Origin of the sequence: Flavobacterium psychrophilum DSM 3660 = ATCC 49418, from assembly GCF_002217405.1 — a bacterium.
In the GTDB taxonomy this organism is placed as follows: Bacteria; Bacteroidota; Bacteroidia; order Flavobacteriales; family Flavobacteriaceae; genus Flavobacterium; species Flavobacterium psychrophilum.
Genome location: NZ_MUHE01000005.1, coordinates 166805 through 178171 on the forward strand (window position 1 = coordinate 166805; position 11367 = coordinate 178171).

Sequence of the window (11367 nt, forward strand, 5' to 3'; positions counted from 1 at the left end):
TTATTTCTTATAATTTGTTACACTTATAAAATAATAGTATTGCCAATCGGAGGTTTTTTCGCAATTTGTTTTAGTAATAATTACCCTCCATTTAAAACATTTACTCATCATTTCAGTATGAATTAATACTTTTGAACCCGTAACACCATTTTCAGTATTACCAATATTTATAAAAAAGGGATCTTTATATTCGATAGCTTTCTCTTTATTAAAACAATCTAAAATAGGCACTATTTCAATTTTAATTGCGGCTTCTTTTACGTCTGAAAAATCCCAATTTACAAGGGCAAATTTATCAGTATAAACGTCTTGTTTTGTGTATTCTGTAACTTCGGTCTTATACTTTACATTACAATTTGTGTTTTCTTGCGAATAAATAAATTGCGAAATCATAAAAATAAAGGTGATTTGGAGGTAAATAAATTTCATGAATAAATGGTTTAATTAAAATTCGCTCGAAATATAATTAAAAATTAAGTAATAATTAATGTTTTGTTAATATTTTATTTCTGTTTTTAATAATTAAAAATCGATTAATAAATTTGATTATATTACATATATTTGCATTTAATAAACTTTTTAATTGTTTAAATCCTTATTTAATGGCTCATAACGACGATTTTCAAGACGAAATTGGAAACAATCATATTGCAACAAATGCAAAAAATCCTGTAAGAGAGGATGCGTTTTTATTAACAGATGATCAAAAAATAGACTCTATAAAAAAAGATGTAGAAAATATTTTGCAAACACTTGGTATGGATCTTACTGATGATAGTTTGTCAGGAACCCCAAACCGTGTGGCAAAAATGTTTGTAAAAGAAATTTTTGGCGGACTAAATCCTGAGAGAAAACCAAAACCATCTACTTTTGATAACAATTACAAGTACGGCGAAATGCTGGTTGAGAAAAACATTGTTGTTTATTCTACTTGCGAACACCATTTGCTTCCTATTATAGGAAGAGCTCATGTGGCTTATATATCGAAAGGAACTGTGATTGGCTTATCTAAAATGAATCGTATTGTAGAATATTATTCGAAAAGACCGCAAGTTCAGGAAAGACTAACGATGCAAATTGTGCAAGAACTGCAAATTGCTTTAGGTACTGATGATGTGGCTTGTGTTATTGATGCTAAACATCTTTGTGTAAACTCTCGTGGTATAAAAGATATAGAAAGTAGTACTGTGACATCGGAATTTGGTGGAAAATTTAAGAATTTAGATACTAAAAGAGAGTTTCTTGATTATATTAAGTTGGAAACGAAGTTTTAGATAAGACGGATAGATTTTCAAAAAAAACATTCTAAAGAGACCGAAATGCCCTAGCCCTGATTGTAGTGAAAATCCTTTTTTGAGGCACGAAAAAAAGATTGAAACGTAAAGCAGGAAAAAGCTCCTAAAAAAAATAAAAAAATGCCATTATATAAATCGCAATCTATAAAAATATACAATTCGCTTTCGGGCGAGAAAGAAATTTTTTCACCTATAAATGAAGGGAATATTGGTATGTATGTTTGTGGCCCCACTGTGTATAGCAATGTTCATTTAGGAAATGTAAGAACTTTTATGTCGTTTGACGTTATTTATCGCTACTTTTTGCATTTGGGTTATAAAGTTCGTTATATACGAAATATTACCGATGTTGGTCATATTGTAGATGATGTAGATCACGGTGAGGATAAAATTGCCAAAAAAGCCAAGCTAGAACAACTAGAACCTATGGAAATTGTACAGCGTTATACTGTCGATTTTCATAATGTATTGAAAGCTTATAACTTGCTGCCACCAAGTATCGAGCCTACTGCTACGGGACATATTATAGAACAAATTGAAATTGTTAAAACTATTATAAACAAAGGAATTGGTTATGAGTCTAACGGTTCTGTTTATTTTGATGTCGTAAAATTTAATGAAAGTAATCATTATGGTAAGTTAAGCGGCAGAAATATTGAAGATATGCTGGCTAATACTCGAGATACCGACGGTCAGAGCGATAAGAGAAATCATCAGGATTTTGCGCTCTGGAAAAAAGCCGAACCAGAACATATTATGCGTTGGCCTTCGCCTTGGAGCGATGGTTTTCCAGGTTGGCATCTGGAATGTACTGCTATGAGTACTAAGTATTTAGGAAATCATTTCGATATTCATGGGGGCGGTATGGATCTTAAATTTCCGCATCATGAGTGTGAAATTGCTCAAGGAGAAGCTTGTACTGGGCAAGAGCCTGTAAATTATTGGATGCATGCCAATATGCTAACTCTTAACGGAAAAAAAATGTCGAAATCTACGGGAAATAATATTTTGCCTAGCGAAATATATTCAGGTGGAAGTCCGTTTTTAACCAAAGCTTTTTCCGCATCGGTAGCACGATTTTTTATGTTGCAAGCGCATTATCGTAGTAATCTCGATTTTACTAACGATGCTATTCTGGCAGCCGAAAAAGGGTTTTATCGATTAATGGAAGCTATTGGGAGTTTGAAAAACACAGCTCAATTTACAACATCAAACACTACTTCGATAGATATAAAAGCTTGGAAACAAAATTGTTATGATGCTATGAATGACGATTTTAACACGCCTATTCTTATTGCTCATTTGTTTGAAGGTGTTCGTTTTGTAAATGTATTAAAAGAAAATAAAGAGACAATTACAACGGAAGATTTATTAGATTTTTTAACTACTATGAATGCTTTTGTTTTTGATGTGTTAGGATTGGAAGGCGAAAAATTAGCGACAAACAACAATGATAAATTAGATGGCGTTGTAGAAATGTTAATCCAAATGAGAAAGCAAGCAAGAGATAATAAAGATTTTGCAATGTCTGATCAGATTAGAGATCAGTTATTGGCTTTAGGAATTCAATTAAAAGATTCAAAAGAAGGTACAACATTTTCAATATAATATTTTGAGTTTAAAAAAAGTTCTAATATTTCCCTTTCTATTCTTGGTTCGATTTTATCAAATCGTCATTTCGCCACTAACTCCAGCAACTTGTAGGTTTACGCCAACTTGTTCTCATTATACTGCCGAGGCTTTGCAAAAACATGGTTTATTTAAAGGGAGTTATCTTGGAGCCAAAAGAATTTTAAGTTGTCATCCTTGGGGAGCAAGTGGTTATGATCCAGTTCCTTAAAATTTTGTTTGAAATAACGAACATAAATACCGACTGTTGAAGTTAAAAAAATCCTAATTTAAAACATTGATAGCAAACAAGCGAAGCAATTAAAAATTAAAATACTACTTTTGGCTTACACCAAATATCATAAAACAAAAACATGACACATTTTTTACAAATAGTTTGGAATCCTTCGGAGGGAATAAATATTGGTTCATTTACCCTTCATTTTTACAGTTTAATGTTTGTAGTCGCATTTATGTTAGGTTGGCTAATCATGAAACCAATTTTTAAAAGAGAAAATGAACCTATCGAAAAATTAGATAGTTTATTTATATATATGGTTCTTGCTATATTAATAGGTGCCAGATTGGGCGATGTTATTTTCTATAATTGGAGTAGTTATTATCCAGACCATTTGCTTGAAATTTTCTTACCAATACGAGAAAATCCAAACGCTACTTTATTTTATTTTATAAAAGGTTGGGAATTTACAGGTTTTAGAGGATTAGCCAGTCATGGTGCTGCTGTTGCAGTTATCATTACAATGTATTTTTATGCTACAAAAACACTTAAAAGACCTATTTTATGGATTCTAGACAGGGTGGTAATTCCAGTTGCTAGTGGCGCTATTTTTGTAAGATTGGGTAATTTTTTCAATTCTGAAATTTATGGCCCTATTGTTTCTGGCAAACCTTTTTATGGTGTTAAATTTATCCGTGAAGATGAGTTTTGGATCGATAAAAATATATATCAAATTACACAAACAAGCGATTTAAATAAAGCTTACAAACTTATAGAAACGGACCCAAATTTTGTAGAAACATTAAATAAAATTCCGTTCAGACATCCATCTCAATTGTATGAAGCATTTGGATATGTTTTTGTTTTTGCTATTTTATTCTTTTTATATTGGAAAACAGATGCACGCCAAAAACAAGGTTTTCTTTTTGGAATGTTCTTAATAATGTTATTTTCGGTAAGAATTCTTGTCGAATTTGTTAAAGAAAGTCAAGGAGGTTTCGAGTCTGCTTTAGGGTTATTATCTACGGGTCAGTGGTTAAGTATTCCGTTTGTAATAGCAGGATTGTTTTTTGTTTTTAGAGCAAAAAAAGAAGTAATCTAAAAAAAAAATAAAAAATTATATGAGTAGTCTTAAAAAAAAGCGGTGCTTATTATTAGGACTACTCAAACCATTACGAGTTGTTTTACTTCAAAACATTTCAAACTATCATCTTCTAAGACAATCTCCAGTTGTCCTCTTCGATTTACACCATTTATAATTCCCATAAATCGTTGCTTATTTATATCTTCAAAAACAGTAGGTTTCCCTTTTTTAAATAAATAACTTTCATAATCATTCCAAAAACAATCGACATCATTGTTTTTTAGTTTGTTACTATTGTTTTCAATTTTCGTTACAATCTTTTCTAGCAGCGTGTCAATATCATAATCCTGATGCGTTATATTCTTTAAAGAAGAAGCTTTAGGTAAATTATCGAAGTTCGTTTGGTTTATATTTAATCCAATTCCCACGATAGATTCTATTTTTCCATTTTCTTTAATACTATTTTCTATAAGTATGCCAGCTATTTTTTTATTTTCTGCCATAATGTCGTTAGGCCATTTTATATTTAAGTTAGGAATTTTAATATCTTTTAACACCTGAATAATACTCACAGCAATTACAATATTTAGATTAAAAATTTCATGAATATTAAGTATGGTTTCTTTTATTAAAATACTGGTTATTAAATTTTTACCAGTTTCTGAATCCCATTTAGCTCCCATTTGGCCTTTGCCTTTTGTTTGAGTTTTAGCCGTAACAACCGTATAGTTTTCTAGATTTTCTTTTTGCGATAATCCTTTCAGAAAATCATTAGTAGAATCTATGGCATCGAGTTTGATTAACTTCATGAGTAAGTTTTTGTAAGTATTTGCAATTAACATTAATTTACGACCAAAATAAGCACAAAAATCAATAACTTTGCAAAAATATTTTAAAAATTAGATGGCTAAAAAAGAAATTAATAATGATGTTTTGTTAGCAAACATCATCAAGGGAATAGAAGAAGTAAAAGGTAACGACATAACAATTCTTGATTTAAGAGCATTAGAAAATACAGTTTGTGATTATTTTGTAATTTGTAATGGAAATTCTAATACACAAGTAAATGCGATTGTAAATTCTATTCAGAAAGTAGTTTCGAAAGAACTAAAAGACAAGCCTTGGCACGTAGAGGGATCAGATGTTGCAGATTGGGTTTTAATGGATTATGTGCATATTGTAGTACACGTTTTTCAGAAACACATTCGTGAGTATTATGACATTGAAAGTCTTTGGGGTGATGCAAAAATTACCACTATTGAAAACAAATATTAAATAAAGTAGTTATGTCTAAAGAGATAAAAAAGAATAGTTTTAAGTTTAATCCGTGGTGGATTTATGGCGTTATTACAGCTATTTTCGTTACAATGTGGTTTTCTGGTCAATCTCGTTGGGTAGAACCTACAAAAACTTCAATATCAAAATTTTATGAATTTTTAGATGCCAATCAGGTTGATAAAGTAGAAATTGTAAATGATAAAACAGTTGAAGTTTATCTGAAAAAAGAAGCTTTAACTCAAAAAGTACATGCTAAAATCCCTAAGCTAGATTTGTTGCAGAAACCAAATCTTGGGCCACATTATACTTTTCAAATAGCTACTAATTCTGAAAGTTTTCAAAATAAATTAGAAGAAGCTAGAAAAACAAATAGCATAGGGGTTGATTATAAAACATCGAGTGAGTGGACAGATTTAGTTGGTTTTCTTCCCATTATTTTACTGATAGGATTCTGGATTTACATGATGCGACGCATGTCAGGTGGAGGTTCAGGAGCTGGTGGCCCTCAAATTTTTAGCATCGGAAAATCTAAAGCAAAACTTTTTGATGAAAAAACAGATATTAAAACTACCTTCAAAGACGTAGCTGGATTAGAAGGTGCAAAAGAAGAAATACAAGAAATTGTAGAGTTTCTTAAAAACCCAACAAAATATACTAATTTAGGAGGTAAAATCCCAAAAGGAGCACTACTAGTAGGACCTCCAGGAACAGGGAAAACATTATTAGCAAAAGCTGTTGCAGGAGAAGCTCAAGTTCCTTTTTTCTCATTATCGGGATCAGATTTTGTCGAAATGTTTGTAGGAGTAGGTGCTTCACGTGTTCGTGATTTGTTTAAACAAGCTAAAGATAAATCGCCCTCTATTATTTTTATAGACGAGATTGATGCAGTAGGGCGTGCGCGTGGAAAAGGAAATATGTCTGGTGGAAATGACGAACGTGAAAACACATTAAATCAGTTACTTACAGAAATGGATGGTTTCGGGACAAATTCTAACGTAATCGTAATTGCAGCAACAAATAGAGCCGATGTTTTAGACAAAGCTTTAATGCGTGCTGGGCGTTTCGATCGTCAAATATATGTCGATTTACCTAACATTACAGAACGTGCAGAAATTTTTGCCGTGCATCTTGCGCCACTAAAAAAAGTAGAGAATCTTGATACCGAATTTCTTGCCAAACACACGCCAGGTTTTTCAGGAGCAGATATAGCAAATGTTTGTAACGAAGCCGCACTTATCGCAGCAAGAAATAATAAAACGGCTGTAGATAAACAAGATTTTCTAGATGCTGTAGATAGAATTGTAGGAGGATTAGAAAAGAAAAATAAAATAATTACACCAGAAGAAAAGAAAGCCATAGCGATACACGAAGCGGGCCATGCCACTGTAAGTTGGATGCTAGAACACGCAGCACCACTTATTAAAGTAACAATTGTGCCACGTGGACAAAGTTTAGGAGCCGCTTGGTATTTGCCAGAAGAAAGACAAATTGTGCGTCCCAACCAAATGCTAGACGAAATGTGTGCTACCATGGGAGGAAGAGCTGCCGAAAAAGTTATTTTTAATAACATTTCGACAGGAGCTTTAAGCGATTTAGAAAAAGTTACCAAACAAGCAAGAGCAATGGTTACTGTTTACGGACTTAATGATAAGTTAGGAAATATCACTTATTATGATTCGTCAGGGCAATCAGATTATAATTTTTCTAAACCATATTCTGAAGAAACAGCTAGAACAATCGATCAAGAAATTTCAATTTTAATAGAAGGACAATATCAACGAGCTATTGCGCTTCTTGAATTGCACAAAGACAAGCTAAATCAGTTGGCAGATATTCTTATAGAAAAAGAGGTTATTTTTAAAGACGATTTAGAAACTATTTTTGGAAAAAGACCATTCGATAAAGAAAATTTTGTTGAGGCAATTCCTCAAATTGTTTAAAACTTAGTTAATAACATACTTAAAAATCTCAATCTAATTGCTTAATTCGATTGAGATTTTTTTATCTTTGGTAGCAATTAAGTAATAATTTCCACGTATTTTAAGTATATGAGTATTTTTAGAAAAATATTTGGCTCAAGTAGTGAAACGCCAAACGATACTAACGAAAATGACTTCAATCCGTTTCAGGGCATTGATTCCCAAATCCCTGTAGACGAACAGTTTACTTATAATTTTAAAAAGAATGGAGGTAAGTTTTTGTATTGTGAAAATACAGCCGAACTAAGCGAGCAATTTGAAAATATTTTAGAAGAAAACGATTGGTTCGAATCTGAGGCCATGTGTTTAGAGTCAAGATTATTTAGAATGCTTGAGGATAACAAGATTTCTTTCGATAAGCCACAAGATCCAAAATTTCTTTTGGCTAGTTGCGAAAACCTCATTGCCGATGAAGGGTCAGTATTATTTTCATCAAATCAAATTAAACAAAATAAACCAAACGATTTACCTGATAATATAGTTTTAGTAGCAACCACAAGCCAAATTATATTAAATAAAGGTGATGGTTTGAGGGGAATAAAAAAACGTTATACCACAGATTATCCTACAAATATTACTACTTTTAAATATTTTGAAAAAGTAAAAGAAGAAGATTTCTTGCACTACGGAAGTTCTCCAAAACATTTGTATTTATTGCTTTTAGAAGATTTGTAAAATGAATGAAAATGTAACACGTTCATTATCAGGGCTAGTGTATATACTACTGCTGGTCTCTGCCACACTTTATTCTAGAGAATCATTTTTATTGCTTTTTGGTGTATTTATGTTGCAAACCGTACGAGAATTTTGCAATTTGATATTTTTACCAAAAATACCAGCAATGCTAATGGCTGGCTTATTATATTTTATCTTTGCTTGTTTCTTGACCGAAAATAGATCGACTGATTTTGGGCTAATTCTTGCTTCCTTATTTGTATCTATTAGATTGTTGTTTTGGTTATTCAAAGAAAAAAGAATTGCAATAGATACGCAAGGAAAGTGGGTAAATCTAATCGGATATATTATTTTGCCTTTTATATTTATCGTAAAAATTTCAAGTTTTAATGGTATTTTTGCCCCTACATTACTAATTAGTATATTTGTACTCATTTGGACGAATGATACTTTTGCTTATATTGTAGGAAAAACTATTGGAAGAAATAAATTATTCGAATCTATCTCTCCCAAAAAAACAATAGAAGGATTTATAGGCGGTTTAGTTTTTGCAATAATTGCTGCAGTTATAATTGCAAACTACGACCCTTTAAAACCAACTTATTTTTGGATAATAACAGCAATAATAGTTAGTTTTTTTGGCACAATTGGCGATTTGGTCGAATCTAAATTTAAACGAATGGCTAACGTAAAAGATAGTGGAAATATAATGCCAGGTCATGGCGGTATGCTAGATCGGTTAGACAGTATTATATTTGTTGCTCCATTTTTATTTTTATTTTATAAAATTATAGTATATGTTTCATAAGGAAGGTTCGAAAATTATTTTAGTAGCAACATTTTTATTTGTTACAAGTATTGTATTAGCAGGAGAGTTCATCAATTTAAGTTGGCTTAAGATTACAGTTCAGCTGGTAGCGTTGTTATTTTATATTATCATTTTACAATTTTTCAGAAATCCAAACCGTAATATTGTTGCAAATGACAGTCAGATTGTAGCACCCGTAGATGGTAAGGTAGTCGTTATAGAAGAAGTTTTCGAGCCAGAATATTTCAAAGACAAACGTTTGCAAGTTTCTATATTTATGTCACCTATAAACGTGCATGTTACACGATATGCAGTTTCTGGAGTCGTAAAATACAGCAAATACCACCCAGGAAAATTTCTAGTGGCATGGCATCCTAAAGCAAGTACCGAAAACGAGCGTACAACAGTAGTTGTCGAAAATAAAGTCTTTGGCGAAATACTATACAGACAAATTGCAGGAGCTCTTGCAAAACGAATTGTAAATTATGCAGAAGAAGGCACGCAAGTAATTCAGGGAACAGATGCTGGATTTATAAAATTTGGTTCACGAGTAGATTTATTTTTACCTTTAGGAACAAAAGTAAATGTAAAGCTAAACGAAGTAGCCATAGGAAACAAAACAATTATAGCTTTAGGTTAAATGTTTGAAAAAGATTTAGAAACACAATTTCAAGAAGCCATACATCTTGCACAAACCATTGCACAATCTTCATTGCCACAAGACGTGCAGTTGCGATGTTATGCTTATTATAAGCAAGCAACTTTTGGTTCTTTAGGAAGTGTAAATTACTCAAATTTAGATGTTAGAGATGCTTTTAAGAATAATGCATGGTTGCAAATAAGTCATATTTCTGTCGAAGAAGCAAAACAAAGTTATATCGATATTATTAATAAAATTTCAAATAAATAGTATATGAAAACCCAACAGTTATTCGTTATTATATTGGCATTAACAGTGGTAGTTTCATGTAAAAAGAGCACATTGGTAGAGCAGGTTGATGTGCCTGTAACCCCCCTTGAAGTTGTAAAAGTAAAAGAAGGTACAAGTAATGCAACCGATGTAAAAGCTGTAGAAGGCGCTTTTAAAATGTACGAACTACCATATACATACAAAGCACTCGAACCCAATTTTGATGCAACAACACTCGAAATTCATTATTCCAAACATCATTTGGGTTACGTAAATAACTTAAATAAAGCAATAATTGGTACAAAATACGAAACACTTGCGTTAAACGATATATTTAAAAACCTAAATTTATCCGATACCGAAATTAGAAACAATGCAGGTGGTTTTTATAATCATAACCTTTTTTGGGAAAATATGGCAGCCAATGCAGGAGGCGAACCAGAAGGAGATTTATTAGAAGCTATTATTAGAGATTTTGGTTCTTTTGATGGTTTTAGAACCCAATTTACAGAAGCTTCACTCAAAGTATTTGGTTCAGGTTGGGCTTGGTTAGTTTCTGATAAATACGGAAAATTGCGCATTGTAACCACCCCAAATAATGACAATCCGTTAATGAAAAACTTAGGTTTTACAGGAATTCCTCTTTTAAATTTAGATCTTTGGGAACACGCCTATTATTTAAAATTTCAAAATAAGAAGCGAGAATATGTAAATACTTTTTTTAGTGTTATAAACTGGAATGAAGTATTAAAAAAATACGACGCTTTTCCCAAAGTTACCTCTTCATTTGTTGCGCCAACAGCAACAACCGAAACTGCTGTTCCTGACCAAGCTAAAGAAACAGTTATACCGGATGAGTTTAAAAAATAATTTAATAATTACATTTTTTATTGGTTTGAATTATTTTGTTGTAGATTAGCTTAATTTGTGAGCTAGCAGACACACCCATAAGCGACACGAAACGCAAGAGTAGTGTCTAAATATTTGATACAACACGGATCGAAAACTTGATAAACTAAAAAAAGTTACGAAAAGTGGTTTGAACTTGGAGTATTAATTTGGGGAAGCTACAATTGAAAAGCATCACACAAGGAGAACTTGCTCATAAAAGCAGCACTACAAAATCTTATATTTCAAGAATGGCGAGTATTGTAAGAGAAGTAAGATTTTTTACTTTGCGAAAAATGATATAATTAGGATTGGACAGGAAATTAAAACTTGAATAAAAGCATTATACACCAACAGCTTTTCACGAAATTGTGGGGTATGAGATTTCTCATAAAAATTTAGTAAAAATCTTTTTTTTCAAATCAATATTCGTTTACGTTATCGCTGAAAATTTGAAACTTGCTTAACTGGCGAAACGCAAGACTGTCTAAAAACCTGCATTCTGAATTTTGTATTTGGACTCCTTTTTTCAAGCTTAACGGTGAGGTTTTAATAGTTGTAATACCATTTAAAGTTTAAATTTACTGGGATAAAAAAACATACA

The 11367-nt window shown here is 31.8% G+C and carries 13 protein-coding genes; 11 read left to right on the top strand and 2 right to left on the bottom strand.

Annotation, left to right across the window (positions count from 1 at the left end; all coding sequences use genetic code 11):
• On the bottom strand, positions 1–429 hold the full coding sequence (locus B0A57_RS01320; RefSeq protein ID WP_011962757.1) for a hypothetical protein: 429 nt from the start codon (positions 427–429) through the stop codon (positions 1–3).
• Between the two features lie 173 nt (positions 430–602).
• Here B0A57_RS01320 and folE point away from each other — a divergent pair, with 173 nt between their 5' ends.
• The 4 genes from folE (at position 603) to lgt (ending at position 4243) form a co-directional block, all read left to right on the top strand.
• On the top strand, positions 603–1274 hold the full coding sequence (gene folE, locus B0A57_RS01325; protein ID WP_011962758.1) for a GTP cyclohydrolase I FolE: 672 nt from the start codon (positions 603–605) through the stop codon (positions 1272–1274).
• 141 nt (positions 1275–1415) lie between these two features.
• Positions 1416–2903, top strand: coding sequence for a cysteine--tRNA ligase (gene cysS / locus B0A57_RS01330; protein ID WP_034097872.1), 1488 nt, complete (start codon positions 1416–1418; stop codon positions 2901–2903).
• 4 nt (positions 2904–2907) lie between these two features.
• A complete protein-coding gene (gene yidD / locus B0A57_RS01335) occupies positions 2908–3135 on the top strand; it encodes a membrane protein insertion efficiency factor YidD (RefSeq protein WP_011962760.1) in 228 nt (75 codons plus the stop codon).
• A 142-nt stretch (positions 3136–3277) separates the two neighbouring features.
• On the top strand, positions 3278–4243 hold the full coding sequence (gene lgt, locus B0A57_RS01340; RefSeq protein WP_011962761.1) for a prolipoprotein diacylglyceryl transferase: 966 nt from the start codon (positions 3278–3280) through the stop codon (positions 4241–4243).
• Positions 4244–4305: 62 nt separating this feature from the next.
• Here the strand turns inward: lgt and B0A57_RS01345 are convergent, their stop codons facing one another.
• Positions 4306–5034, bottom strand: a complete 729-nt coding sequence (locus B0A57_RS01345; RefSeq protein WP_034097891.1) for a biotin--[acetyl-CoA-carboxylase] ligase — start codon at positions 5032–5034, stop codon at positions 4306–4308.
• A 94-nt stretch (positions 5035–5128) separates the two neighbouring features.
• Between B0A57_RS01345 and rsfS the strand changes: the two genes are divergently transcribed.
• The 7 genes from rsfS (at position 5129) to B0A57_RS01380 (ending at position 10745) form a co-directional block, all read left to right on the top strand.
• Positions 5129–5500, top strand: a complete 372-nt coding sequence (gene rsfS, locus B0A57_RS01350) for a ribosome silencing factor (RefSeq protein WP_011962763.1) — start codon at positions 5129–5131, stop codon at positions 5498–5500.
• An 11-nt stretch (positions 5501–5511) separates the two neighbouring features.
• Positions 5512–7443 carry an ATP-dependent zinc metalloprotease FtsH gene (ftsH, locus tag B0A57_RS01355; protein ID WP_011962764.1) on the top strand — a complete coding sequence of 644 codons (1932 nt, stop codon included), beginning with the start codon at positions 5512–5514 and terminating at the stop codon, positions 7441–7443.
• A 108-nt stretch (positions 7444–7551) separates the two neighbouring features.
• Positions 7552–8157: a hypothetical protein gene (locus B0A57_RS01360; RefSeq protein ID WP_011962765.1), complete on the top strand. Its 606-nt coding sequence runs from the start codon at positions 7552–7554 to the stop codon at positions 8155–8157.
• 1 nt (position 8158) lies between these two features.
• Positions 8159–8965 carry a phosphatidate cytidylyltransferase gene (locus tag B0A57_RS01365; RefSeq protein ID WP_034097873.1) on the top strand — a complete coding sequence of 269 codons (807 nt, stop codon included), beginning with the start codon at positions 8159–8161 and terminating at the stop codon, positions 8963–8965.
• Entirely contained in the window at positions 8955–9605 is a 651-nt protein-coding gene (locus tag B0A57_RS01370) for a phosphatidylserine decarboxylase family protein (RefSeq protein WP_034097875.1), read from the top strand. The genes B0A57_RS01365 and B0A57_RS01370 overlap by 11 nt, the downstream gene beginning before the upstream one ends.
• Positions 9606–9875 (top strand): acyl-CoA-binding protein, encoded by a 270-nt coding sequence (locus tag B0A57_RS01375; protein ID WP_011962768.1) that lies wholly within the window; start codon positions 9606–9608, stop codon positions 9873–9875. It begins immediately after the preceding gene.
• Positions 9876–9878: 3 nt separating this feature from the next.
• Positions 9879–10745 carry a superoxide dismutase gene (locus B0A57_RS01380; protein ID WP_011962769.1) on the top strand — a complete coding sequence of 289 codons (867 nt, stop codon included), beginning with the start codon at positions 9879–9881 and terminating at the stop codon, positions 10743–10745.
• The last annotated feature ends 622 nt before the right edge of the window (positions 10746–11367 follow it).